Source organism: Micromonospora sediminimaris, assembly GCF_016863575.1.
Taxonomy (GTDB): Bacteria; Actinomycetota; Actinomycetes; order Mycobacteriales; family Micromonosporaceae; genus Micromonospora; species Micromonospora sediminimaris.
This window is the reverse complement of record NZ_BOPD01000008.1, coordinates 171914-195974: the sequence shown is the minus strand read 5'-3', so window position 1 is coordinate 195974 and position 24061 is coordinate 171914. Positions and strand designations below refer to the sequence as shown.

Genomic DNA, 24061 nt, shown 5'->3' with positions numbered 1-24061 from the left:
GGAGAGATCAACTGCCGCCCAACCTCATGATCGACGAGGTTGGGCGGGGGTCAGCCGGTGCGTACGCCGTCGAGCAGGGTGCGGTCGCCGGAGACGGTCAGGGTGTCGAAGCTGACCCGGCCCCAGAGCGCCAGCAGCAGGTCGCTGGCGGTGCCGGTGACCTGCACCCGGGCATGGTGGTCGTCGTGGTCGAGGATGGTGCCGGTGTCGAGCAGGGCGACCCCCTCGCCGCGCAGCCGCAGATACCACTCCTGGTCGGCGTCGGTGGCGGTCAATCGGACCACGCCCGCCCACGGGCCGCCCGACCTGCGCCGGCCCGCCGGCAGCCAGGTGTCCAGCACCTCGCTCACCCCGTCGGCCGCGAGCTTGGCCTCGACCGGCTCACCTGCGGCGATGGCGAGCTGGGCGTCCCAGCGGTGCACCGCCGTCTCATGGGCCATCCGCCGTGGCCAGAAGCCCGCCTTCTTCGGCTGCGGAGCCCAGTTCCAAGCCGGCGCCTCCGGGTCGAGGGAGTCGAAGAGCGCCATCAGTTCGTCGTACGCCTGCTGCCACTGCTGCACGGCGGTGACGTCCGCCGCCGGCTCGACCGGCTGTGACCGGCTCTGCTGTGGTGCCGACGGGTCGCCCGAGCCGGCCACGGCATGCACCCACCGGTAGACGCCGGCGAGATGGCGGGTCAGGTCGGTCACGGTCCAACCGGGGCAGGACAGCACAGGTGTCTCGGGCGGTGCCTCGGCCACCGCGGCAGCGAACGCCGGGCCCTCCGCCCGGAGCGCGCCGATCCAGAAATCCTTGGTGCCGTGCAATCTGCTCATCGCCATCCTCCCGGGGGTGACCGGGCCACCAGTGGGTGCCACGGCTACCCCTCAGCCTAGGGTGAGAGGCGTGTCTGACGTCTACGCCCAGCCGACAGCCGCCGCGCAACCCGCCAGCACGGACGATCTGGCGCAATACACGACATTGTGCCTGGGTGGGCCCGCCGGCCGGGTGGTCAGCGCCACAAACGCCGACGAGATCGTCAGCCGGGTACGCGAGGCGGGCACCGAGATCCTCCTGATCGCCGGCGGTAGCAACGTGGTGATCGGTGACGGTGGCTTCCCCGGCACGGTGGTGCTCGTCCGCTCCCGGGGGCTGCGGGTGCTCACCGAGGACGAGCAGACCGTGACGGTACGGGTCGAGGCCGGCGAGCCGTGGGACGACCTGGTCGCCGCGACGGTACGCAACGGCTGGTCAGGGCTGGAGTGCCTGTCCGGCATCCCCGGCTCGACCGGTGCCACGCCGATCCAGAACGTCGGGGCGTACGGGCAGGAGGTCGCCGAGACCATCACCGCCGTGCAGGTCTACGACCGGACGGCCGGCGCGGTCGGGCAGGTCGAGGCCGCCGACTGCGGCTTCGCCTACCGGTCCAGCATCTTCAAGTACAACGAGCGCTGGGTGGTGCTCTCGGTGGACTTCCGGCTGGCCCGTTCGCCGCTGTCCGGCCCGGTGCGCTACGCGGAGCTGGCCCGGGCGCTCGGCGTCGAGGTCGGTGACCGGGTGCCACTGGACCAGGCCCGGACCACGGTGCTGGGACTGCGCGCGGGCAAGGGCATGGTGCTCGACGCGGGCGACCCCGACACCCGCTCCGTCGGCTCGTTCTTCACCAATCCGGTCCTCGACGCCGCCGCGTACGAACAGTTGCGGCAGCGGGCCAACGGGCTGGGTGAGCCGCCGGCGTGGCCCGGTGCCGGCGGCGTGGTCAAGGTCAGCGCCGCCTGGCTGATCGACAAGGCCGGTTTCGGCAAGGGGTATCCCGGCCCCGAGGGCACGGCCATCTCCACCAAGCACACCCTCGCCCTGACCAACCCCACCGGCACCGCCAGCGCTCAGGCCCTGCTCACCCTGGCCCGCGAGATCCGCGACGGCGTCCAGTCCCGCTTCGGCGTAACCCTCCACCCCGAACCCGTCCTCATCAACTGCACCCTCTAACCGGGTTGATCAAGAAGTTTGCGTCAGCTTCCGCGCGGAAGCTGACGCAAACTTCTTGATCAACTCCGTGTCCGCCGGGCTCGTTCAGGTGGGGGATACTGCGGGCCAGGGGACGGTGAGGTGGCCGTGGCGCCAGTGGCGGGGGCGGCCGAGGACGGGCCAGCCCTGGGCGCGGACAGCCGACACGGTGTGCAACCAACGTTGGCGCGGGCCAAAGGGGGCGTAGCCGGCGGCGGCCCGCCAGGCGTCGTCCAGGGCCCGGATCAGGTCGTGGATCCGCTCGCCCGGTACGTTGCGGTGGATCAGCGCCTTGGGTAGCCGTTCGGCCAGCTCGGCCGGACTTTCCAGCGTCGTCAGCCGAGCGGCCAGGGTCAGCGAGCGCGGTCCGTCGGCTTCGAGCAGCACCCACCCGCCGAGGCGTCCCAGCTCGTCGCAGGTCCCCTCCACCAGCAGCCCACCCCGCGCCAGCCGGGCGCACATCGTGGCCCACGCGTCGGCCACCTCGCTCTCGTCGTACTGGCGCAGCACGTTGAACGCGCGGACCAGGGTGGGGCGCAGACCGGCCAGCTCGAAGCCGCCCCGGGCGAAGGTGAGCCCGGGTGGGTCGGCGGCGGGTTGCGCGTCGGCGACGCGTACCGGATCGATCTCCAGCCCGACCACCCGCACGTCCGGGCGGACCCGGGCGGCGAGCCGATCCCGCAGCTCCACCGCGGTCACCGGGGTCGCGCCGTAACCGAGGTCCACCACAAGCGGGTCTGGCGCGGCGCGCAGCGGATCAGCGCAGGTCTCCACGATCCAGTTGTCGACCCGGCGGAGCCGGTTGGGATTCGTGGTTCCCCGGGTCGCCGCGCCGAGCGGCCGGGACGCCGGCATCACCGTCAGCCCGTCCGGTGCACCTTGTGCTGGGCGGCCTGGGCCAGCGGCCGGACCACGAGACGGTCCACGTTGACGTGCTGCGGTCTGGTGGCGCACCAGGCGATGCAGTCGGCGACGTCCTCGGCGAGCAGCGGCTCCGCGACCCCGGCGTAGACCGCCTCCGCCCGCTCGACGTCCCCGTTGAAGCGGGTCAACGAGAACTCGTCGGTCTTCACCATGCCCGGGTCGATTTCGATCACCCGCACCGGGCGCCCGCACAACTCCAGCCGCAACGTGCCCGCGATCGCGGTCTGCGCGTGCTTGGCTGCGGTGTAGCCGCCCCCACCCTCGTAGACGGTGAAGCCGGCGGTCGACGAGACGACGACGACGGTGCCGGACCCGGAACTCTCCAGCGCTGGCAACAGCGCCTGGGTGACCCGCAGCGTGCCGAGCACATTGACGTCGTACATCCACTGCCAGTCACCGACCGCGCCGGACTCCACCGGATCCAGCCCACGTGCCCCGCCCGCGTTGTTCACCAGGAGGGTCACCGGCCCGCCGGCCTGCTGCGCGGCCCGGGCGAGGTCGGCCACCGACTCGTCGGAGGTGACGTCACAGCGCACCGCGGTGGCGGAACCGCCGGCTGCGGTGATCTCCGCGACCAGTTCGGCCAGGCGGTCGGTACGCCGCGCCGCGGCGAGCACGTGGAACCCCTCGTCCGCGAGCCGCCGGGCGGTGGCGGCGCCGATCCCGCTGGATGCTCCGGTGACGATCGCGACACGACTCATCCGGCCATTCTCGCCCCCCGCCATCGGATGGCGGGCGGCACGGTCGCCATGAGGTCGGTCACGCCCGAAGGCCTGCCCGACGTATTACCCGTCGCCGATCGGGAAGATGACATCCGGCGCGGAGTGTTGACGCAGAAGCGCCGGTCGTGCGGGGACGGCATCAACCGTGGCAAAGGGAGCGGAAGTGGCGGAAGAGCACACCGGTGTCGGTCGTCAGCGAGGTTCCCTGCCGTGGCCGCGTCCCCGGCGGATCGCGACACTGTCGGTACACACCTCACCGTTGCACCAGCCGGGTACCGGAGACGCGGGCGGCATGAACGTCTACATCCTGGAGGTGTCCCGGCGACTGGCCGAGGCGAACGTCGAGGTCGAGATCTTCACCCGGGCCACCTCGGGCGACCTGCCGCCGGTGGTGGAGGTGGCCCCCGGAGTGCACGTCCGGCACGTGATGGCCGGCCCGCTGGAGGGCCTGACCAAGGAGGAACTGCCCGGCCAGCTCTGCGCGTTCACCGCGGGCGTGCTGCGCGCCGAGGCGGCCCGCCCGCCGGGCCACTACGACCTCATCCACTCCCACTACTGGCTCTCCGGGCAGGTCGGCTGGCTGGCCAAGGATCGCTGGGGGTTGCCGCTGGTGCACACCGCGCACACCCTCGCCAAGGTGAAGAACGCGCAGCTCGCTGCCGGTGACCGGCCGGAGCCGAAGGCGCGCGTGATCGGTGAGGAGCAGGTGGTCGCGGAGGCGGACCGGCTGGTGGCGAACACCCGGGTCGAGGCGCGGGACCTGATCGGCCGGTACGACGCGGACCCCACCCGGGTGACGGTGGTCGAGCCCGGGGTGGATCTGGAGCGGTTCCGTCCCGCTGCCGGCGACCGGGACGCGGCGACCACGGCCGCCCGGGTTCGGCTGGGCCTGCCGACCCGTGGTCATCTGGTCGCCTTCGTCGGGCGGATCCAGCCGCTGAAGGCGCCCGACGTTCTCATCCGCTCGATCGCCGCCCTCCGGGCGCGGGATCCCGAGCTGGCCCGTGAGGTGGCGGTGGTGATCTGCGGCGGGCCCAGCGGCACCGGGCTGAACCGGCCAACCGCGCTTATCGAACTGGCCGCCTCGCTCGGCGTCACCGACCGAGTGCACTTCCTGCCGCCGCGCACCGGAGTGGAACTGCCCCTGCTGTACCAGGCGGCCGACCTGGTCGCGGTGCCGTCGTACAACGAATCCTTCGGTCTGGTCGCGCTGGAGGCCCAGGCCTGCGGTACGCCCGTGGTGGCCGCCGCCGTCGGCGGACTGGTCACCGCGGTGCGTGACCAGGTCAGCGGGGTACTGGTGCGCGGACATGACCCGGCGGACTGGGCGGGTACGCTGGCCCGCCTGTTGCCCGACCGGGCCCGACGGGCGGAGTTGTCCGCGGGAGCCGCCCGGCATGCCCGAGCCTTCTCCTGGCATCGCACGGCCGCCGGCCTGCTCAGCGTCTACGGTGAGGCGATCGCCGACCATCGGGCCGGCCTCACCGCAGAACTCACCGCCTCCTGCTGTTGAGCGCAGGACGGGCTGGGCCGACCGCGTCCGGTCCCTCCCGGCGACGCGGTGGTGATCGTCGTAGAGTTGGCCGGATGAGCGACCTCGGTGCACTGATCGAGTCCGTCTGCGCGGAGCGGGACCTCGCCTGCGAGTCCACCGGCCCGGGGTCGTACGCGGTGACCCTGCCCGGTACGCACAAGCTCAAGACGATCTGCAACCTGATCGTCGGTGAGCACGCGCTGCGGATCGAGGCGTTCGTGATGCGTCAGCCGGACGAGCGGCGCGAGGAGCTGTGGGCCTGGTTGTTGCAGCGCAACGCCAAGATGTACGCCGTGTCGTTCTCCATCGACGCGGTCGGTGACGTCTACCTCACCGGCCGGGTCAACCCGGACGGTGTCGACGCCGACGAGTTGGATCGGCTGCTCGGCGCGGTACTTACCTACGCCGACGAGTCCTTCGACACGATGCTGGAAATCGGCTTCGGCAGCTCGATCCGCCGCGAGTGGGAGTGGCGGGTGAAGCGCGGTGAGTCGACCGCCAACCTGGCCGCCTTCGCGCACCTGTTCGAGCCCTCGGAGGCCGCCCGGTCGGCTCCGCCGGCAGCCGGGAACTCGGACGCCTCTTGACGGCAGCCGGAGGTTCGGACCGCTCCTGACGGGTAAGCCGCTGCGCGCGGTGCGGCGTTGGGACCCGCCGCGCCGAGACGGCGAGTGGCGAGGAGCGTGAGCATCCATGGCTCAGCGAAGCAGCTCGGGTCGCGGCGGGACCGCGACCAGGACCAGGCGGCAGGGCGGCAACCAGACCCCGAACACGCCACGGATCTCCGAGTCGGAGATCTCCCGCATGCGGGTGGACGACATTCGGGGACAGCTGCGGCGACACGGGGTCTCCGGCATCTCGGCCCTGCGTAAGCCGGAACTTGTGAAGACGTTGGCGAAGACGCTGCGATCCAGCGGTGCCGGGCGCCGTAGCAGCGGCCCGGCCGGCCGGGCCGGCGCCACGAAGGCGTCCGGCACGAAACAGGCGGCTTCCGGCCGGACGGCGCCGGGGCGGGCCAAAGCAGCGCCGGGACGGGCCAAGGCGGCGCCGGGACGGGCCAAGGCGGCGCCGGAACGGGCCAAGGCGGCACCGGCGAAACGGGCTGCTCCGGCGCGCAAGGCGACCGGCGCGGCGGCCAGGTCGACCGCCGGCACCGCCCGCAAGGCGACAAGTGCGGCGCGCAGGTCCGAGACGGGTACGGCGCGGAAGAGCACGGCCGGAGCGCGGAAATCGGCCCCGCGCAAGTCGGCCCTGAGCGGCACGACGACCACCCGCGCCCGTAAGGCGGTACCCACCCGCCGTCCGGCCGAGGCTCGGCCGGCCCGTGGTGGCGCGGCCCGGACCGGTCGGTCGACGTCGCGGTCGGTCCGGTCGTCGCAGCTGATCTCCTCGCTTCAGGACCGGCCGGAGCGCCCCGGCCGCAGCCTGGTGACCAACAACCATGACGTCATTCGGCGGTGGGCCCGGGAGCGGGGCGCCAAGCCGGCGACGATCAGCGGTACCGAGCGTGCGGGTCGGGCCGGGGTGCTGACGTTCAACATTCCGGGTTACCGGGAGAGCAGCCGGATCCGCGAGATCACCTGGGACGAGTGGTTTCACACCTTCGACCTGCGCCGGCTGAACCTGATCTATCAGGAGCAGATGCGGGACGGCCGGCAGAGCAATTTCTTCCGGACCGAATCACCCGATCGTGAGGATGGGTGAGAGGTTTGCGGGAATAGCACTCGGGTACCCGCAGTTGGCCTTGACCGAGGGCCTAAGCGCCGTCTCCAAGGGGATCGCGCTGTGACGGGCGAGACAGCCGCTCAGGTTGAATCGCGAGGTCGGGCCGCACTAGCTTTATTGCACCGCGTCACGCTCGGTACCGTTCGGGGGAGCGGCGGATCGATCAGATCTGTGCAGCCGGGCGAGACGCGGGGGACGGGTGGACCGACACCGTTGGGGGACGGTGGCCCACCTGTTTGGACCGGCGGCGCGAGCGGGCGTCGCTTACGGGGGTGAGTGCCGCCCGCCGCCGCCGGTCGTACGACGTGAAATGCCCGGCACGACTTCGTGCCGGGCATTACGCGTGGGCTCAGGAATGCCCGGCCAGCGACGGCTCGGCCCGTTCGCCCTGACCACGCAGGGTGGCCACGCGTCGCTCCCGCGCCGGCCCGGCGAACAGGTGCGCACCGGCGGCCAACAGACCCAGTGCGCCGACCAGCAGCCAGTGCCCGTCGCCCCAGCGTTGCAGGCTGAAGCCGCCGAGCGTCGGCGCGATGAAGGACGCTGCCGGGAAGGCCAGGTAGAACACCGACTGGTAGCGGGCCCGCAGCGCCGGTGGCGCCAGGTCCGCGTTGATCTGTGCGTTGGGTGGCGCGGCCAGCATCGAGCCGACCGTCCAGACCAGGCAGGCGCCCAGGTAGAACACGAGGTCGTCGGCGACGGCGAGCGCGCCGAAGCCGACGGCGAGCAGCGCCGTCGACAGGGCCAGCACGTGGGCCTTCCGGTGCCGGTCGATGAGCCGGGGTACGAACAACTGCCCGAGCACGATCAGGACGCCGCCTAGGGCCACCACCGCGCCGTACGACGACGGCCCCAACCCGTCGGCCCGCATGGCCAACGGCATGATCGTCGACGCCTGCATGGTCAGTACGGCGAGGACGAAGGTCAGCCCGACGAAGACCAGGAAGTGCCGATCGGTAAGCGCGGTGTGCAGCCCCGGGCGACGCGGGCGGCGGGGGCCGGCGGCCGGACTCGCCCGCATCTGCCGACGGGCCAGCGTCTCCGGAACCTTCCAGGCGATCAGCGCGGCGGTCGCCACCGTGGCGACCGCGTCGACCAGGAAGAGGGCCACGTAGCTTGCCTCGGCCAGCAGACCGGCCAGCAGCGACGCGACGGCCATGCCGAGGTTGAACGCCCAGAACTGCAGGTTGAAGGCGCGGGACCGGCGATGTTCCGGTACCACGTCGACGATCGCGGCCACGAAGGCCGGGCTCGGCACGGAGTGCGTGACCCCGACCAGCAGGGCGAGTGCCGCGATCACGCCCAGGTGCTGGCTGAGCGCCAGCGCGACCATCAGGGCGGCGGTGACCAGGTGAGCTGCCACCAGGGTCGAGCGTCGGCCCCAGCGGTCGGCGAGGACCCCACCGAGCAGCACCCCGACCGCACCACCCGCGCCGTACGCGCCCACCACCACGCCGGCCAGCGACTCGCTGGCCCCCCGGGCCGCGGTCAGGTAGAGCGACAAAAAGAGCATCGCGAACGCGCCGGCCCGGTTGATCAGCAGGCCGGCCCAGAGGTACCAGAAGGTCGCGGGCAGGCCACCTGCGGTGTCGGTCAGCCAGCGACGAAGCGCCCCGGCCGGCACCCCGACCTTGCCAATCTGTTCGGACACCTAACAGATCTTGCCCGGGCTGATCGGCGGGTGGGACGCGGGGTGGCGGGGTTCACCCCCGGGAGGTGGCCACCGGCTCGGCCGCCTGCGGGGCGGCGGGCTGCGGGGCGGTCGACTGCACCGTCACCACCGGGGCGGTGCCAGCGGTACGCAACGCGACGGCACGCCGTTCCCGCGCGGGCCCGGAGAGCAGGTGGCCCACCGCCATCACCAGCCCGATCGCTGCACAGGCCGCCCAGAGGGTCGCGTTGCCGGCCTGCTCCCGCACCAGTCCGCCGAGGATCGGCGCCGCCGCTCCGGCGAGCTGCCAGGAGAGCGAGAAGACGCCCTGGTAGCGACCACGCAGCTGGGTGGGGGAGAGTTCGGCGATGAGGGTGGCGTTGGACGGCGAGTTGAGCATCTCGCCGAGGGTCCAGATCAGCACCGTCAGCCCGTAGAACCAGGCGACCTCGGCGAACGCGGTCAGCCCGAAGCCCACGCCCATCACCACCGCGGCCAGGGCGAGCACGTGTGAGCGGTTGCGCCCCTTGATCAGCCGGGGCACGAAGAGTTGACCGGCCACGATCAGCACGCCGTTGAGCGCGATCACCGATCCGTACGTGGCGGGGCTCAGGCCGGAGTCGGCCATCGCGATCGGCAGCATCGAGATGTGCTGGAGGAACACCAGCGCCCCGAGGAGGTTCAGCGCGACGAAGCCGAGGAACACCCGGTCGGTCAGGATGGTCCGCAGGGCTCTGGCCGGCACGCCGCCGCGTGGCATGCCGACGGTGACCGTCCGGGTCTCCTTGACCTTCACGAAGATGATCAGTGCGGTGACCACCGTGGTGGCCGCGTTGACCACGAAGAGCAGCAGGTAACCGGCCTGCGCGGCGAACCCGGCGAGCACGGCGGCGCAGGCGAACCCGAGGTTGATCGCCCAGTAGTTGAGCGAGAAGGCGCGCAGCCGGTCCCGCTCCGGCACCACGTCGATCATCATGGCGCCGAACGCGGGGCGGGCTGCCTCGGCGAAGAGGCCGAGCAGCAACGCCCCCGCCGCGACCGTCCACAGGTCACGGGCGAAGCCCATGGCGAGCATCATGGTCGCGGCGCCGAGATGGGCGGTGAGCAGGGTCGGCCGGCGACCCCACCGGTCGGTCAGGGTGCCGCCGGCGGTGGTGCCGACCGCGCCGCCGACGCCCCAGGCGCCGAGCACCAGCCCGGCCTGCGAGGCGGAGAAGCCGCGTTCCTGGGTCAGGTAGATGGCGAGGAAGACCAGGACGAACGAGCCGAGTCGATTGATCAGCGTGCCCGTCCAGAGGTACCAGAAGGTCCTCGGTAGCCCACCTGTGGTGTCCCGGAACCAACCCCGCATCGCGCGCACGCCCGCGCCCCCGTTTCCGTAATGCCTGTTGCTCTTTTGGATCCTTACCAACCTAGTGGCGTGCCGGAATCAAGGTCACCTGTATTTCCACGTGGTGGTCGTCACCACCCTTCCCGCGCGGGCCAGTACGGGTTGCGGCAGGATGATCGGCATGACAGCTAGCGAGGGGCCCACCGTCGGGACGCTGGTCCTGCTGCGGCACGGCGAGAGCGACTGGAACGCCAAGAACCTCTTCACCGGCTGGGTCGACGTCGACCTGACCGCGAAGGGGGAGGACGAGGCGCGCCGCGGCGGCGAGCTGCTGCGCGAACACGGCCTGCTGCCGGACGTGGTGCACACGAGCGTGATGCGCCGCGCCATCCGGACCGCCGAGTTGGCGCTGAACGCCGCCGACCGGCACTGGATCGCGGTGCGTCGGTCGTGGCGGCTGAACGAGCGTCACTACGGGGCGTTGCAGGGCAAGAACAAGAAGCAGACCCTGGATGAGTACGGCGAGGAGCAGTTCATGCTCTGGCGCCGGTCGTACGACACCCCGCCGCCGCCGATCGAGGACGACGACGAGTGGTCGCAGGTGGGTGATCCGCGTTATGCGCTGCTGCCGACCGAGCTGATGCCGCGTACCGAGTGCCTCAAGGACGTCGTCGAGCGGATGCTGCCGTACTGGTACGACTCGATCGTGCCGGACATCCTGGCCGGCCGTACGGTGCTGGTGGCCGCGCACGGCAACTCGTTGCGGGCGCTGGTCAAGCACCTGGACCAGATCAGTGACGAGGCCATCGCGAAGCTCAACATCCCCACCGGAATTCCGCTGCGCTACGACCTGGACCCGCTGCTGCGTCCCCAGACGCTGGGCGGCACCTACCTCGACCCGGAGGCCGCCAAGGCGGCCGCCGCCGCCGTCGCCAACCAGGGCCGCTGAGCCGACCGAGGACTTCGAGACGGACCCGAGGGGCCCCGGCGCTGGCCGGGGCCCCTCGCCGTGCTCAGGGGGAGGTTACGGGTTCGCCGGTGATCAGGTAGACCACGTGTTCGGCGCTGTTGACCGCGTGGTCGGCGAAGCGCTCGTAGAAGCGACCGAGCAGGGTGGCGTCGATCGCGGTCTCCACCCCGTACGGCCAGTCCGCGCCGAGCAGCACCCCGAACAAACCCTTGTGCAGCTCGTCCATCGCATCGTCGTCGCTGTCCAGTTCCGCGGCGAGGTCGGCATCGGGGTGAGCCAGCACCGAGGCGATCTTCTCGGCCATCCGGTCGGCGATGCCCGCCATGTCGGTGAAGACCGGGCGCAGCTCCGCCGGAACGGCCGGCGACGGGTGCCGGCGCAGCGCGGTCTTGGCCACGTGGTCGGCCAGGTCGCCCATCCGCTCCAGATCGGCGGCCACGTGCAGTGCAGTGATCATGGCGCGTAGGTCGGAGGCGACCGGTGCCTGGCGGGCCAGCAGGTCACAGACGCGCTCCTCCACCTGGCGGTACAGTCCGTCGATCTCCGCGTCCCGCTCGATCACGGACTCGGCCGCCCGACGGTCGGCGGTGAGCAGGGCCCGGGTCGCCTGCCGCAGTGCCGCCCGAACTCCCTCGGCCATCTCGACCAGCAGTTGGCTCACGGCCTCAAGTTCGGCCCGGAACTCGTCGCGCATTGTCACGTCCTGTCCGTCGGTGCCGGCGAGCCCGCCGGCGGGATTTCCGCAGGTGCGCCGTCAAGCTATGACGCCCGGGCGGATCGGAGGTGAACGCCGATGAACTACGCCGGACGCGCGAGTGAACTTTCCCGGAAGTGAGAGTGCTTCGTCCTGTTCTGGGCGATAGCCAGGTTAACAATGACCATACGATCGCCGAGTGACGTGGGCGGTGACGGTGGGCGTGGCTGCGGCCCTGGTGGTCGGGGTGGCCGTCGGCCTGTGGTTGTCCCGGTTCGGTAAGGGGAGGCTCGCGATCGTCGACGAAGTGCAGGTCGGGCTCGGCCGCCGCGCGATCGATTCGCTGCGCGCGGGGGTCGTGGTGCTCGACGCGGACGATGTGCCCGTACTGGTCAATCCGGCGGCGCGGGCGATGGGACTGCTGCGGACCGGTGGGCGGCCGGGTTCGATCATGGCGCATCCGCTGATTCGTACCCTGGCGGGGCAGGTACGGCGCACCGGCGTGCGGCGCGAGATCGAGCTCGACCTGCCCCGAGGCCGCGACAACGCCGGGGAGAACCCGCTCGGCGTGCACCTGCGAGCGATGGGGCTGGGCAACGGCTACATCGCGGTGGAGGCGGCCGACGTGACCGAGTCGCACCGGTTGGCGAGGGTGCGCCGAGACTTCGTGGCCAACGTCAGTCACGAACTGAAGACCCCGATCGGCGCGTTGCAACTGCTCGCCGAGGCACTGCTGGACGCCACCGAGCCGGCCGACGAGGGGCGTCCGGATCTCTCCGAGGACCTGATCGCCGCCCGGCGGTTCGCCGAACGTATCCAGCACGAGTCGACCCGGTTGGGGCGGTTGGTGCAGGAGTTGCTGGAGCTGACCCGACTCCAGGGTGCCGAACCGCAGCCGGCCCCCGAGCCGGTCGGGGTGGACTGGGTGATCTCCGAGGTGATCGATCGCACCCGGACCGCCGCCGCCGCCCGCCGGATCGAGGTCACCGTCGAAGCGGAGCGGGGCCTGACCGTGTACGGCAGCGACAACCAACTCGCCACCGCGGTGGCGAACCTGGTGGAGAACGCCCTCAACTACTCCGGCGAGGACACGACGGTACGCATCGCCGCCCGGGCCGCCGGAGAGCAGGTGGAGATCGCGGTCACCGACCAGGGCATCGGCATCGCCCCTACCGACGTCGACCGCATCTTCGAGCGGTTCTACCGCGCCGATCAGGCGCGCTCGCGGGCAACCGGCGGCACCGGCCTCGGGCTGGCGATCGTCAAGCACATCGCGAGCAACCATGGCGGTCGGGTGGAGGTGGCGAGCACTCTTGGTGGTGGGTCGACGTTCACTCTCCGGCTGCCCGCTCGCCCGCCGGACGACCTGCTGGCGACACTGCCGCCTGCTGGGATCGAGCCCGGTCCGACCGATGAAGGGAAACGCCGTTGAGTCGCGTTCTGGTGGTCGAGGACGAGGAGTCGTTCTCGGACGCACTGTCGTACATGCTCCGCAAGGAGGGGTTCGAGGTTTCCGTGGCCGCCACGGGGACGTCGGCTCTCACCGAGTTCGACCGGACCGGTGCCGACATCGTCCTGCTCGACCTGATGCTGCCGGAGATGTCCGGTACCGAGGTCTGCCGGCAGCTGCGCCAGCGCTCGCACGTGCCGATCATCATGGTCACCGCTCGGGACAGTGAGATCGACAAGGTGGTCGGCCTGGAGATCGGGGCGGACGACTACGTGACCAAGCCGTACTCTCCCCGGGAACTGGTCGCCCGGATCCGCGCGGTGCTGCGCCGGCAGAGCCCGGAGGCACCCGAGTCGGGCGCGCCGACGCTCGCCGCCGGGCCGGTCCGGATGGACATCGAGCGGCACGTGGTGACCGTGGACGGCGGCGCGGTGCAGTTGCCGCTCAAGGAGTTCGAACTGCTTGAGCTGCTGCTGCGCAACGCGGGCCGGGTGCTCACCCGAGGGCAGTTGATCGACCGCGTCTGGGGTGCCGACTACGTCGGCGACACGAAGACGCTTGACGTGCACGTGAAGCGGCTGCGCTCCAAGATCGAGCCGGAGCCTTCCACCCCGCGCCACATCGTCACGGTGCGCGGTCTCGGCTACAAGTTCGAGCCCTGATCGGCCCTGAGCCGCCCCGGCTCGTGACTGCCATTGTTGATGACGATCTGTCACTGGCTCGGCGTGGTTGCTTTGGGTGACGCCGCAGCCACCTACCCAACCCCCTACTCGACCCCTTTGCTCTGCTTACGTATACGCACAACTCGCTGAACAGGACTTGACCGGGCCGCTCTCGCGGCTAGAGGCGAGACGCAGACCACAGAGAGTCACCTGTGCGTATAGGTAAGCAGAGCAAAGGTGGCAAGGGGGTTGGTCGGGTCGGGTGCGGATATTTACCTGGTGTGACGACCTGCTCCGGCGCGCCGTCAGCGACCGGCAGGCGGACTCCGTGTCAGGCGCCGTCTGCCGGGTGCGGGGCGACGAGGCCCTGCCGGGTCCGCGCCGCGCACAGCTCGGCCAGCCTGGCGTACGCCGGCTCGCCGATGAGCGCGGTCAATTCCGGGGCGTACGACAGATACATCGGGTCGGCCCCGACGTGCGCGTCGGTGGAGGAGGTGCACCACCAGTCGAGGTCGTGCCCACCGGCACCCCAGCCACGCCGATCGAACTCGGCAAGCGTGGACACCAGCACCTTCGTGTTGTCCGGCCGCTTCACCCACTCCTGATCACGGCGGATCGGCAGCTGCCAGCACACGTCCGGCTTGTACTCCAGCGGATGCGCCCCGTCGCGCAGCGCCTGGGCGTGCAGCGCGCAGCCGCTCCCGCCCGGGAAGTCCGCGTCGTTGAGGAAGACGCAGGGCCCGTCCGCTTCCCGGGTGGCGGTCCGCCGGGCCGGGTTCTTGCCGTCGACGGTGTCGTTCTCGGTCCAGTTCTTGAACCCACGCCGATAGTGCTGCCAGGTCTGCGGGGTCAGCCGCTTCACCGCGGCCCGTACCCGCGACTCGTCGTCGGAGTCGGTGAAGAACGCGCCGTGCGAGCAACAACCGTCGGCCGACCGGCCGGCGATGATGCCGTGGCAGCCCCGGCCGAAGATGCACGTCCACCGGGACAGCAACCAGGTGAGGTCGGCCCGGATCAGATGCCGCTCGTCCGCCGGGTCGACGAACTCGATCCACTCCCGGGGGAAGTCCAGCGGCACCTCCCGGCTGCGCGGGTCGGTCGGGTCGTCCACCAGCACGCGGAGTTCGATCTGCCCTGTCACCCGGCCAGCGTACGCGCGGTGCGGCGGGCAGGTCGCCGAGTGACGCGAACCGGGTGGGCCTAGGGTTCTTCCATGCGACTGGGTGTCCTCGACGTTGGTTCCAACACGGTGCACCTGCTGGTGGTCGACGCCCACCGCGGCGCGCACCCGTGGCCGGCGCATTCGGAGAAGGCCGTGCTGCGTCTCGCCGAGCAGATCGGCCCGGACGGCGCGCTCCGCGAGGCCGGCGCGGACGCCCTGGTCAAGGCGGTCGAGGCGGCGCGTACGTCGGCTGCCGGCCTGGAGGTGGACGACCTGATCGCCTTCGCCACCTCCGCGGTGCGTGACGCCACCAACGCGGCCGACGTCCTGACCCGGGTGCGGGACTCCACCGGCGTACGGCTGGAGGTGCTCTCGGGCGCCGACGAGGCGCGGATGACCTTCCTCGCGGTCCGGCGGTGGTTCGGTTGGTCCGCCGGGCGGCTGCTGGTGCTGGACATCGGTGGCGGCTCGCTGGAGATCGCGGCCGGCATCGACGAGGACCCGGACGTCGCGGTGTCGCTGCCCCTGGGCGCCGGTCGGCTGACCCGCGACCGGCTCGGGGTGGATCCGGAAAGCACCGTCCCGCCCGCACCGGAGACGGTGGAGGAACTGCGGCAGTACGTCGACGCCCACCTCGATCCGGTGGTCGAGCGGATGACCGAGGTGGGTTGGGAACGGCCGGTGGCCACCTCCAAGACCTTCCGTACGCTGGCCCGGCTCGCCGGTGCGGCACCCAGCGGTGCCGGGCTCTGGGCCCGACGCCGACTCACCCGGTCCGGGCTGCGACAGGTGCTCGGCTTCATCCGGCACATCCCACCGGCGCAGCTCGTCGAGTTGGAGGGGGTCAGCGCCGGGCGTGCCCACCAGCTGCTGGCCGGTGCCGTGGTCGCCGAGTCGGTGATGCGTCGACTCGGCGTGGACTCCCTGGACGTGTGTCCGTGGGCACTGCGGGAGGGCGTGATTCTCAGCCGGATGGATCGACTGGCTCCGGTGTGATCCCCGTCGTCCTCGCTGTCCGATTTACGTACTCTCGTCAGGGTGTCTGAATGCGCGGCGGCTACCCTCGGTGGTGTGACTTCCCGCGTCCCGGTGCTCCTGTCCAGTTCCTCGGTCTTCCCTGAGCGGACCGCGGCGGCGTTTCAGCTGGCCGCGACCCACGGCTACGACGGCCTTGAGGTGATGGTGTGGACCGACGCGGTCAGCCAGGACGCGGGCGCGCTGCGCGGACTCTCCGATCACTACGGGGTGCCGGTGCTCTCCGTGCACGCTCCGTGTCTGCTGGTCACGCAGCGGGTGTGGAGCCCTGATCCGTGGGAGCGGCTCCGCCGGGCGGCGGTGCTCGCCGAGACGCTTGAAGCGCCGACCGTCGTGGTGCACCCGCCGTTCACCTGGCAGCGGGATTACGCGCGAGGCTTCGCCGAAGGGCTGGACCGGGTGGCCGGCGAGTTCGGTGGCCTGCGGTTCGCGGTGGAGAACATGTACCCGGTACGGATGGCCGGCCGCCAGTTCGTCCCGTACGTGCCCGGTTGGGATCCCACCGAAGCCGGTTACGCCTCGTACACCCTCGACCTGTCGCACTGCGCGGCCTCGCACACCGACGCGTTGGCGATGGCCGACCGGATGGGCGACGGTCTGGCGCACGTGCACCTCGGTGACGGCACCGGCGAGGGACGCGACGAGCACCTGGTGCCGGGACGCGGCAACCAGCCCTGCGCCGAGCTGCTGCGCTCGTTGGCCGGGCGGGGCTTCACCGGCTCGGTGGCGGTGGAGGTGACCACCCGGGGTGCGAAGAGCCGACAGGTCCGCGAGGCGGATCTGCGCGAGGCGCTGGCGTTCGCCCGTCAGCACCTCAGCACGCCGTCCCCGGTCGACGCCTGAGCATCGGTTCCGACCGTCCCGGGCCACGCCAGGTCAGGAAACCGGTGTCAGCGGGTCCGGCTGGCTGGGCACGGCGGCCCGCTTGCGGGCCCGGTGGGCGGCCACGTGCGAGCGGGTGGCGCAGCGCTCCGAGCAGAACCGCCGGCAGCAGTTCGATGAGGTGTCCAGGTAGACGTTGCCGCAGCGGTCGTCGGCGCAGACGCCGAATCGGGCGCTGCCGTACTCGCACAGCCACACCGACAGGCCCCACACCGCGCCGGCCAGATACTCCGAACTGACCGATGCACCCCGGCTGGTCACGTGCATGTGCCAGTCGCTGGAGTCGTGCCCCGAGATGCGCGGCTGCACCGGGAATGCCTCCAGCAGGGAGTTCAACTCGCCCACCGCCTCGACGTCCCGCCCCGAGGTGCCGTACTCGAAGACGTCGCGCAGTCGCTTCTGCGCGCGCCGGAAGGTCGGCAGGTCCCGTTCCGCGACCTCGTGGCGCATCCACTCCTGGTCGTCGCAGAAGATGGCGCGCAGATCGTCGAGGTCGTCCAGGCGCGCGTTGACGAGGTCAACCCCGGTCCGGGCGTACGCGTCGAAGTTCACGCCCCAACGGTAGACGACTCAACCCGGGCGTGGCGCATCGATGTAGTGCGGCAGGAACCGCGCGTAGCCGTCGGTGATCAGGCTCGCGCTCTCCCGCAGCCCGACCCCCGCCGACTCCCCGTCGACGATCCAACTGCCCAGCACGAGGTGGCTCCCGGCGAATTCGGGCAACGCCCGGAACTCCTGGTAGCAGAAGCCCTCGTCGCCGTAGTCCCCCGGATTGCTGATCTCCTCGCCGGGGGTGACGATCCGCACCGCGGCCCCCTCCCGACCGAGCAGCGGCTTGGCCACGTACTCGGGCATCCCGCGCGGCGAGTCCAGGTACGCCGGCAACAGCAACTCGTGCCCCGGGTACAGCTCCCAGAGCACGGCCAGCAGCGCCTTGTTGGACAACAGCAGCTTCCAGGCCGGCTCGATCCAGGTGGTCGGGGTGCCCGGCTCCAGCGCCAGCGGGCCGTACGGCTCGGCGAGCATCCACTCCCACGGATAGAGCTTGAAGCAGGTGGTGACCGGGCGGTCGGCGGTGTCGACGAAACGTCGGCCGTCCCAACCGAGATCCTGAATCGGCAGCAGCTCGACGTCCAGCCCCGCCTGGCGGGCGGTCTCGGCCAGGTAGCCGGCGGTCATGTGGTCCTCGCCGGTCTCCTCCTCGTTCGACCAGACCACGTGCACCCGCCGGTCGTGCAGCCCGGCACCGATCTTCGCCCAGCTGCCGACGAGCCGTTCGTGCAGGCTGTTCCACTGGTCCAGGTCCGGTCGGGTGTGCTCCAGCCAGTACCACTGGATGATGCTCGCCTCGACCAGCGCGGTCGGGGTGTCGGCGTTGTACTCCAGCAGCTTCGGCGGCCAACTGCCGTCGTACCAGAGGTCGAAACGGCCGTAGAGGGTCGGTGGCGTCTCCCGCAGCGAGCGGGCGACCGCCTCGGCCGCCCACTCGGGGATGCCGAACTCGGCGTACCGGTTGCGCGCCACCACGTGTTCGGCGGCGGCCACCGACATCCGGTGCAGTTCCTCGGTGGCCTCCTCCAGCCGCAGCACCTCGTCCAGCTTGAAGGCGTACGCGGCGGTCTCGTCCCAGTACGACATCACTCCGCCGTCGGGCAGTTCCGTGTCGACGTAGACCAGGCCCTGCTCACGGATGGTGGTGTCCCAGTCGGGGCGCGGTGTGGTCGGTTCGCGACGCACGTTCAGCCGCCGCAGGAGGCGAGGTGGGTGCCGAAGCCGCCCCGGTCGGGCACGGCCGCGCCGACCGGCTCGGGCGCGGCCCGACCGACGCTGGTCTCGGCGGCGGGGGCAGGCACCCGCAGGGCCAGAGCCACCGTCTCGCCGCCGCCGGTCGGGCCGAGGGCGCAGTCGTCATCGTCGTCGTCGGAGGTCATGTTGCAGCCGGAGAGGGCGAGCGCCAGAGCGGTGATCGCGCCGAGCTGTACGGAGGCCGATCGGAGTCGGCGGCGAGGGCGTTGTTCCACGACATGGTTGTAACCGATGAACGCCATCCCGTCCGCCCCGGGCCCGGGGCGGACGGGGAACGTACCTGGCGGTCGGGTGGGCGTTACGCTCGGCTCATGTTCCGTTCCGTCATCCTCGCCGCCTCCCGGTCATCCCGGGTCGAGCGGCTCGTCGCGACGGCCCCGTTCTCCCGGGACGTCGTCCGCCGGTTCGTCGCCGGCGCCAAGACCGACGACGCGTTGCGCGCGACCCGCGAACTCGTCGACGACGGTCTCGCGGTCACCCTCGACAATCTCGGCGAGGACACCGTCACCGGTGAACAGGCAAACGCCACCCGGGACGAGTACCTCACACTGCTGCGAATGCTCGCCGAGGCGAAGCTGACGCCCGCCGCGGAGGTGAGTGTGAAGCTCTCCGCGCTCGGCCAGGCGTTCGACGAGCAACTCGCCTACGACAACGCCCGGGCGATCTGCGCCGCCGCCGAGGCGGCGGGCACCACGGTCACCCTCGACATGGAGGACCACACCACCACCGACTCGACCCTGGACATCCTGACCAAGCTCCGTAAGGACCACCCGTCGACCGGGGCGGTGTTGCAGGCATACCTGCGGCGTACCGAGTCCGACTGCCGGGAGTTGGCGTCGGCCGGGTCACGGGTGCGGCTGTGCAAGGGCGCGTACCGGGAGCCGGAGTCGGTGGCTTACCAGTCGGCCCGCGAGGTCGACAAGTCGTACGTCCGGTGCCTCAACATCCTGATGTCCGGCGACGGCTATCCGATGCTTGCCACCCACGATCCGCGTCTGATCGCCATCGGCGAGGACCGGGCGCGCTGGTTCGACCGTGGCCCCGACCGCTTCGAGTTCCAGATGCTGTACGGCATCCGGCCGGAGGAGCAGGCCCGCCTGGTCGGCGAGGGCTACACGGTGCGCACCTACGTGCCCTACGGCGACGACTGGTACGGCTATCTGATGCGCCGTCTCGCCGAGCGCCCCGCCAACCTGGCCTTCTTCGCCCGCGCGCTCGCCTCCAAGAAGTAACCCTCGCCCGCACCCGTACCGCCGATCGACCCGGTCGGCGGTGCGCGGCGCAGCCTTGACGTCGTCGGCTAATGCCATTAGCCTTCTGGCTATGACAGCTAGCTTGGTGGAGCGTGCCGGCGGCCGGATCGCGTACGAGGTGCACGGGCAGGGGCCGCTTGTGGTGCTCTCGCACGGCATGGGAGAGAACCGGCACTCCTACCGGCATCTGATTCCGCTGCTGGTGGCGGCGGGCTACCGGGTCGCCTCGATCGACGTACGCGGGCACGGCGACTCCAGCGCCGACTGGCCGTCGTACGCCCCGGCGGAGGTGGGTGGCGACCTGCTCGCGGTGGTTCGCGACCTCGGTGGCGGTCCGGCCGTCCTGGTCGGCAACTCGTCCAGCGGCGCGGCCGTGGTCTTCGCCGCCGCCGACGCACCGGACCTGGTCAACGGCATCGTGCTGGTCGGCGCGTTCGTCAACCAGCCGAAGCTCAGCCCGTTCCTGCGGCTGGCCCAGACGGTGGTGCTGCGCAGTCCACGGTTGTTCGGCCTGTTCCACCGCACGCTCTTCCCGGTGCACCGTCCGGCCGACGACGCGGAGTACCGCCGGCAACTGGTGACGGCACTGCGTCGCCCCGGCCGGATGGTGCCCGTGCGGGGCGTCATCCACCCGGTGCAGCCGCACTGGACCGCCCGCGCCCCGCAGGTGCGTCAGCCGGTGCTGGTGCTGATGGGCACGAAGGACCCCGACTTCCCCGACCCGGGTGCCGAGGCGCGGGCCGCCCGGCGGCTCTTTCCGGTCGCCGAGGCGCGGATGCTCACCGACGCCGGGCACTACCCGCACGCCGACCGTCCAGAGGCGATGGCGAACGAACTGGTCGGCTTCCTGGCGGCGGCCAACCGTGCCTAGGGCCGGGCTCAACGCGCAGATCGTGGTGCGCGAGGCGGCCCGGCTGGTCGACGAGGTCGGATATCACCGGCTCACCCTCGCCGCGCTGGCGAACCGGCTCGGCGTGGCGCTGCCCAGCCTCTACAAGCACATCAAGGGTGCCGAGGCGCTCGCGCAGCAACTGTCCACGCTGGCCACCGCCGAGATCGCCGAGGAGATGACCACCGCCGCCGCCGGCCGGAGCGGCGAGGACGCACTGCGGGCCGCCGCCGCCGCCTACCGTTCGTACGCCCGGCGGCACCCCGGTCGCTATCCCGCCACCCAACGGGTACCGGATCCGGCCGACCCGGCGCACCTGGCTGCCGGGGAGCGGGCGGTCGGCGTCGTCTACGCCATCCTGCGGGGTTACGGCATCGACGGTGACGCTGCGGTGGACGGGGTCCGGATGTTCCGGGCAGCCGTGCACGGTTTCGTCTCGCTGGAGGCGGCCGGCGACTTCGGGCTGCCGCGCGAACTCGACAGTTCCTTCGACCAGATGATCGCCGCGCTGGGCGTGGCGTTCCGTTCCTGGCCCGCGCCCGGCCCTGCCTGAAGGTACGAACCGTGGCAACGGCCGGATGATCACTCTTCCGTCGGCACCACCACAGGCCTTACCCTGCGCCGGTGAATCACGGGGGCCCTGAGGGCGACGAACAGCCAGCGCCGACCGGTGCGACACCGGACGAGGTGACGGCGCAGCCGGCACAACTCCCGGCGGTGGGGGTGCCGCCCGTCGGCCCGACTCCCGACAGCCGGCCGCGTCGCCGATGGCCACTGTGGGCCGCGGTGGTCGCGGTGGTGCTGACGCTGAGCGTCGGCGTACCGGTGGTGCTGCTGACCGGCGGAGTGTCCGATGTCGAGGTCGGTGAGCCGGCGACCGCCGCCTCACCGACGGAGAACCCGACCACCGTCGCCGCCCGACAGGTCGCCGAACGGATCACCGCGCAACTCGACAAACAAGCCGCCGCGCTGCTCGGCGGCGACCGGTCCGGGTTCGCCGCGATCGCGTCTTCAGCCGTACGCCCAGATCTGCGCCGTCGGTTCGACGCGCTCAGGGCGCTGCGGGTCACGCACTGGCAGGGACGCCCGAGTGGCCTGCCCACCTCCGCGGGTCGGGCAGGCGAATGGCGGGTGTCGATCGAGTTCCAGTACTGCTTCGTCGTACCGAACTGTCAACCGAGCCCGATGGCGGTCGAGACCCGGTGGCGTGACGGCGCGGAACCCCGGCTGCTGACCTTTCCGAAGTCGAAGTCCTCGGCGTATGTGAACGGCCGCTACAACGGTCAGCCGGGCGTCCTGCCCTGGGAGGTCAGCAAGCTTGCCGTCCTGGTCGGCAAGCGCGTGATGGTGGCCAGCACCCCGGCTCACCGGGATCGGTTGCCGGGACTGCTGAAGCGGGCCGAGGCGGCGGCGAAGGTGGCCGACAGCTACGTCGTGGCCGGTGCGCCACCTGACCTGTACCGCGTCTTCTATGCCGGGCCGAAAGAGTGGGACCGGTGGTACGGCGGTGACCAACCGGAATGGGGTGCCGGGTACGCGGTGAACGTCGGCGGCGGTCACCACGAGGTGGTGCTGGCGCCCGAGACGCTCGGTTATGGTCCCGGGCTGGACGAGGTGCTTCGCCACGAGTTGGCCCACGCCGCCTCGCTGCCCGACAAGAGCTACTGGGACGACTCGGCGTGGTGGCTGATCGAAGGGTTGGCCGAGCACGCGGGTGCGGATGGCCAGCCGGTCACCCGGTACGAGGGACTGGTACCCACCCGAGGGCTGGTGAAAGGCGATTGGGACGGCAAGCTCGACAAGCTCCTACCCGCCGACGACGCGTCCGACGAGGAGGTGGCAGGCACCTACGGGATCGCGTACCTCGCCTTCCGGCATCTGGTCGACCGCTTCGGCGAGGAACGGGCCTTCGCCTTCTTCAAAGCGGTGGTCCACGACCTGCGGCTACCGGCGCAGACCACCGAGGAGATCTTCGATGAGTCCTGGGCGAGCCTGCGCAAGGAGTGCGTCGCGTACATCCGCAAGGCCGTGCGGTGACCGGCATGACAGGTTCAGAGGTTCCTGCTGATCCGCCGGTTCCGGCCCCCGGGCGACCTCAGCGGCGTTGGGGAGTGTGGGCCGCGCTGCTTGTGGTCGTGTTGCTGGTGGCTTGCAGCCTGCCGGCGGTGACGGTACTGATGATCGGGTCCGGTCGCGAGGGCGCCGACGGCGCATCGAGCGAGTCGGCCGACCCGACCGAGAACCCGACCACTGCGGCAGCCCGGCAGCTCGCCGAGCGGATCGGCGCGCAGCTGAACCGTCAGGCGGCCGCCCTGCTCGACGGGGACCGGGCCGGGTTTCTGGCGATCGCCGAAACCGCAGCCGCGCGCACCGAGCTGCGCCGCCGGTACGACTCGCTCAGAGCGCTGCGGGTGGCCCGTTGGGTGGCCAGCCCGAGCGGCCTGCCCACCAGGGCGGGCGAGGCGGGCGAGTGGCGGATGCGTGTCTCGATGAACTACTGCTTCGTCACCGCCTCGTGCCAGCTCAGCCCGATGGTTGTCGACACCAGGTGGAGCGACGGGCCGGAGCCGCGGCTGCTGGAGATCGAGAGGTCAAAGCCCTTCCCGGACGTGCTCGGCCAAGCCAGCGGTCAGCCCGGCAACGTGCCCTGGGAGATCAGCGAGTTGACCGTGGTGGTGGGCAAACGAACTCTCGTGGCGACCGTACGGGAGCATCGCGAGTTGCTGCCGATCCTGCTGCTGCAGGCCGAGGCGGCAGCCAGGGTGGCCGATCGGTACGCGGTGGACGGCACGCCGCCGGACCGGTATCGGGTCTTCTATGCCGGCAAGAAGGAATGGCAGAGCTGGTACGGCGGCGAACAGCCGGAATGGGGGATCGGTACGGCGATAGGCATCGGCGGCGGCCACCACGAGGTCGTACTCGGGCCGGACAGCCTGTACTACGGCCCCTACCTCGACCAGGTGCTCCGGCACGAGTTCACCCACGCGGCGACGATGCACGACGGCTACTGGGAGGATTCGGCCTGGTGGCTGGTTGACGGGTTGGCCGAGTACGCGGCGGCGAACGGTCAACCGATCGCCCGTTACCCCGCGCTCGCCGAAACCCGGCGGCTGGTGCGCGGCGACTGGGACGGCAGGTTCGACGACCTCTACCCGACTGCCGAATTCTCGGACGAAGAGGTGAACGGAACGTACGGCATCGCGTATCTCGCCGTGGGGTACTTCATGGAGCGGTTCGGTGCTGAGCGGTTGCTCCCCTTCTTCAAAGCTGTGGTGCACCAAGGCCGTCGACCTGCCCAGACTTCCGAGGAATTGCTGGGCGTGCCCTGGTCTGAGCTGCACAAGGAGTGCGTCGCGTACATCCGCAAGGCCGTGCGCTGACCTGGT

The 24061-nt window shown here is 71.0% G+C and carries 24 protein-coding genes; 14 read left to right on the top strand and 10 right to left on the bottom strand.

Annotation, left to right across the window (positions count from 1 at the left end):
- Positions 1-50: 50 nt before the first annotated feature.
- The gene (locus Vse01_RS06495) at positions 51-815 is read right to left on the bottom strand and encodes a maleylpyruvate isomerase family mycothiol-dependent enzyme (protein ID WP_093403706.1); all 765 of its coding nucleotides are present in this window, start codon (positions 813-815) and stop codon (positions 51-53) included.
- Between the two features lie 70 nt (positions 816-885).
- On the opposite strand from Vse01_RS06495, the gene Vse01_RS06490 reads away from it, so the two are divergent.
- Entirely contained in the window at positions 886-1968 is a 1083-nt protein-coding gene (locus Vse01_RS06490) for a UDP-N-acetylmuramate dehydrogenase (protein ID WP_093403444.1), read from the top strand.
- Positions 1969-2052: 84 nt separating this feature from the next.
- On the opposite strand, the gene Vse01_RS06485 is transcribed toward Vse01_RS06490, so the two are convergent.
- Both Vse01_RS06485 and Vse01_RS06480 read right to left on the bottom strand, forming a co-directional pair.
- Entirely contained in the window at positions 2053-2841 is a 789-nt protein-coding gene (locus tag Vse01_RS06485) for an SAM-dependent methyltransferase (protein WP_093403708.1), read from the bottom strand.
- Positions 2842-2846: 5 nt separating this feature from the next.
- Positions 2847-3611 carry an SDR family oxidoreductase gene (locus Vse01_RS06480; RefSeq protein ID WP_093403445.1) on the bottom strand — a complete coding sequence of 255 codons (765 nt, stop codon included), beginning with the start codon at positions 3609-3611 and terminating at the stop codon, positions 2847-2849.
- A 184-nt stretch (positions 3612-3795) separates the two neighbouring features.
- Here Vse01_RS06480 and mshA point away from each other — a divergent pair, with 184 nt between their 5' ends.
- The 3 genes from mshA to Vse01_RS06465 all read left to right on the top strand — a co-directional run bounded on the left by mshA (position 3796) and on the right by Vse01_RS06465 (position 6870).
- Positions 3796-5145, top strand: a complete 1350-nt coding sequence (mshA, locus tag Vse01_RS06475) for a D-inositol-3-phosphate glycosyltransferase (protein WP_093403447.1) — start codon at positions 3796-3798, stop codon at positions 5143-5145.
- Positions 5146-5219: 74 nt separating this feature from the next.
- Positions 5220-5753, top strand: a complete 534-nt coding sequence (locus Vse01_RS06470; RefSeq protein ID WP_093403448.1) for a type III secretion system chaperone family protein — start codon at positions 5220-5222, stop codon at positions 5751-5753.
- Between the two features lie 217 nt (positions 5754-5970).
- Positions 5971-6870 carry a hypothetical protein gene (locus Vse01_RS06465; RefSeq protein ID WP_232511205.1) on the top strand — a complete coding sequence of 300 codons (900 nt, stop codon included), beginning with the start codon at positions 5971-5973 and terminating at the stop codon, positions 6868-6870.
- Positions 6871-7240: 370 nt separating this feature from the next.
- Here Vse01_RS06465 and Vse01_RS06460 read toward each other — a convergent pair whose 3' ends face one another.
- Positions 7241-8542 (bottom strand): MFS transporter, encoded by a 1302-nt coding sequence (locus Vse01_RS06460; protein WP_232511192.1) that lies wholly within the window; start codon positions 8540-8542, stop codon positions 7241-7243.
- A 52-nt stretch (positions 8543-8594) separates the two neighbouring features.
- Complete coding sequence (locus Vse01_RS06455) at positions 8595-9902, bottom strand: MDR family MFS transporter (protein WP_093403452.1); 1308 nt, start codon at positions 9900-9902, stop codon at positions 8595-8597.
- Positions 9903-10053: 151 nt separating this feature from the next.
- On the opposite strand from Vse01_RS06455, the gene Vse01_RS06450 reads away from it, so the two are divergent.
- Complete coding sequence (locus tag Vse01_RS06450) at positions 10054-10821, top strand: phosphoglyceromutase (protein ID WP_093403711.1); 768 nt, start codon at positions 10054-10056, stop codon at positions 10819-10821.
- Between the two features lie 64 nt (positions 10822-10885).
- Here the strand turns inward: Vse01_RS06450 and phoU are convergent, their stop codons facing one another.
- Positions 10886-11536 (bottom strand): phosphate signaling complex protein PhoU, encoded by a 651-nt coding sequence (phoU, locus tag Vse01_RS06445; protein ID WP_093403453.1) that lies wholly within the window; start codon positions 11534-11536, stop codon positions 10886-10888.
- A 199-nt stretch (positions 11537-11735) separates the two neighbouring features.
- On the opposite strand from phoU, the gene Vse01_RS06440 reads away from it, so the two are divergent.
- Together Vse01_RS06440 and Vse01_RS06435 are read left to right on the top strand one after the other, a co-directional pair.
- Entirely contained in the window at positions 11736-12968 is a 1233-nt protein-coding gene (locus Vse01_RS06440; protein WP_093403455.1) for an ATP-binding protein, read from the top strand.
- On the top strand, positions 12965-13648 hold the full coding sequence (locus tag Vse01_RS06435) for a response regulator (RefSeq protein WP_093403456.1): 684 nt from the start codon (positions 12965-12967) through the stop codon (positions 13646-13648). Before Vse01_RS06440 ends, Vse01_RS06435 begins: the two co-directional genes overlap by 4 nt.
- 331 nt (positions 13649-13979) lie before the next feature.
- Here the strand turns inward: Vse01_RS06435 and Vse01_RS06430 are convergent, their stop codons facing one another.
- Positions 13980-14789, bottom strand: a complete 810-nt coding sequence (locus tag Vse01_RS06430; RefSeq protein WP_093403458.1) for a DUF3109 family protein — start codon at positions 14787-14789, stop codon at positions 13980-13982.
- Positions 14790-14861: 72 nt separating this feature from the next.
- On the opposite strand from Vse01_RS06430, the gene Vse01_RS06425 reads away from it, so the two are divergent.
- Both Vse01_RS06425 and Vse01_RS06420 read left to right on the top strand, forming a co-directional pair.
- On the top strand, positions 14862-15806 hold the full coding sequence (locus tag Vse01_RS06425) for a Ppx/GppA phosphatase family protein (protein WP_093403459.1): 945 nt from the start codon (positions 14862-14864) through the stop codon (positions 15804-15806).
- A gap of 75 nt (positions 15807-15881) precedes the next feature.
- Positions 15882-16688, top strand: coding sequence for a sugar phosphate isomerase/epimerase family protein (locus tag Vse01_RS06420; protein ID WP_170863399.1), 807 nt, complete (start codon positions 15882-15884; stop codon positions 16686-16688).
- A 33-nt stretch (positions 16689-16721) separates the two neighbouring features.
- Here the strand turns inward: Vse01_RS06420 and Vse01_RS06415 are convergent, their stop codons facing one another.
- From Vse01_RS06415 to Vse01_RS29260, 3 genes are read right to left on the bottom strand one after another with little or no spacing between them, the layout of a single operon-like run.
- Positions 16722-17279, bottom strand: a complete 558-nt coding sequence (locus Vse01_RS06415) for a CGNR zinc finger domain-containing protein (protein ID WP_093403462.1) — start codon at positions 17277-17279, stop codon at positions 16722-16724.
- A gap of 18 nt (positions 17280-17297) precedes the next feature.
- Entirely contained in the window at positions 17298-18464 is a 1167-nt protein-coding gene (locus Vse01_RS06410; RefSeq protein WP_093403464.1) for a glutathionylspermidine synthase family protein, read from the bottom strand.
- Between the two features lie 2 nt (positions 18465-18466).
- Positions 18467-18775, bottom strand: a complete 309-nt coding sequence (locus tag Vse01_RS29260) for a hypothetical protein (protein ID WP_232511193.1) — start codon at positions 18773-18775, stop codon at positions 18467-18469.
- A gap of 69 nt (positions 18776-18844) precedes the next feature.
- Between Vse01_RS29260 and Vse01_RS06400 the strand changes: the two genes are divergently transcribed.
- The 5 genes from Vse01_RS06400 (at position 18845) to Vse01_RS06380 (ending at position 24055) form a co-directional block, all read left to right on the top strand.
- Positions 18845-19765, top strand: a complete 921-nt coding sequence (locus Vse01_RS06400; protein ID WP_093403466.1) for a proline dehydrogenase family protein — start codon at positions 18845-18847, stop codon at positions 19763-19765.
- A gap of 91 nt (positions 19766-19856) precedes the next feature.
- Positions 19857-20657, top strand: a complete 801-nt coding sequence (locus Vse01_RS06395) for an alpha/beta fold hydrolase (RefSeq protein WP_093403467.1) — start codon at positions 19857-19859, stop codon at positions 20655-20657.
- Positions 20650-21228, top strand: coding sequence for a TetR/AcrR family transcriptional regulator (locus tag Vse01_RS06390; protein WP_093403469.1), 579 nt, complete (start codon positions 20650-20652; stop codon positions 21226-21228). Before Vse01_RS06395 ends, Vse01_RS06390 begins: the two co-directional genes overlap by 8 nt.
- A 71-nt stretch (positions 21229-21299) precedes the next feature.
- Positions 21300-22712: a hypothetical protein gene (locus tag Vse01_RS06385; RefSeq protein ID WP_232511194.1), complete on the top strand. Its 1413-nt coding sequence runs from the start codon at positions 21300-21302 to the stop codon at positions 22710-22712.
- 128 nt (positions 22713-22840) lie between these two features.
- Complete coding sequence (locus tag Vse01_RS06380; RefSeq protein WP_232511195.1) at positions 22841-24055, top strand: hypothetical protein; 1215 nt, start codon at positions 22841-22843, stop codon at positions 24053-24055.
- Positions 24056-24061: the final 6 nt, after the last annotated feature.

What these genes read in the sequence shown, in the direction of transcription:
- Vse01_RS06400 (WP_093403466.1), top strand. Translation starts at nt 18,845, where the DNA reads ATGTTCCGTTCCGTCATCCTCGCCGCCTCCCGGTCATCCCGGGTCGAG.
- phoU (WP_093403453.1), bottom strand. Translation starts at nt 11,536, where the DNA reads ATGCGCGACGAGTTCCGGGCCGAACTTGAGGCCGTGAGCCAACTGCTG.
- Vse01_RS06495 (WP_093403706.1), bottom strand. Translation starts at nt 815, where the DNA reads ATGAGCAGATTGCACGGCACCAAGGATTTCTGGATCGGCGCGCTCCGG.
- Vse01_RS29260 (WP_232511193.1), bottom strand. Translation starts at nt 18,775, where the DNA reads ATGGCGTTCATCGGTTACAACCATGTCGTGGAACAACGCCCTCGCCGC.
- Vse01_RS06395 (WP_093403467.1), top strand. Translation starts at nt 19,857, where the DNA reads ATGACAGCTAGCTTGGTGGAGCGTGCCGGCGGCCGGATCGCGTACGAG.
- Vse01_RS06425 (WP_093403459.1), top strand. Translation starts at nt 14,862, where the DNA reads ATGCGACTGGGTGTCCTCGACGTTGGTTCCAACACGGTGCACCTGCTG.
- Vse01_RS06480 (WP_093403445.1), bottom strand. Translation starts at nt 3,611, where the DNA reads ATGAGTCGTGTCGCGATCGTCACCGGAGCATCCAGCGGGATCGGCGCC.
- Vse01_RS06465 (WP_232511205.1), top strand. Translation starts at nt 5,971, where the DNA reads ATGCGGGTGGACGACATTCGGGGACAGCTGCGGCGACACGGGGTCTCC.
- Vse01_RS06470 (WP_093403448.1), top strand. Translation starts at nt 5,220, where the DNA reads ATGAGCGACCTCGGTGCACTGATCGAGTCCGTCTGCGCGGAGCGGGAC.
- Vse01_RS06450 (WP_093403711.1), top strand. Translation starts at nt 10,054, where the DNA reads ATGACAGCTAGCGAGGGGCCCACCGTCGGGACGCTGGTCCTGCTGCGG.
- Vse01_RS06485 (WP_093403708.1), bottom strand. Translation starts at nt 2,841, where the DNA reads ATGCCGGCGTCCCGGCCGCTCGGCGCGGCGACCCGGGGAACCACGAAT.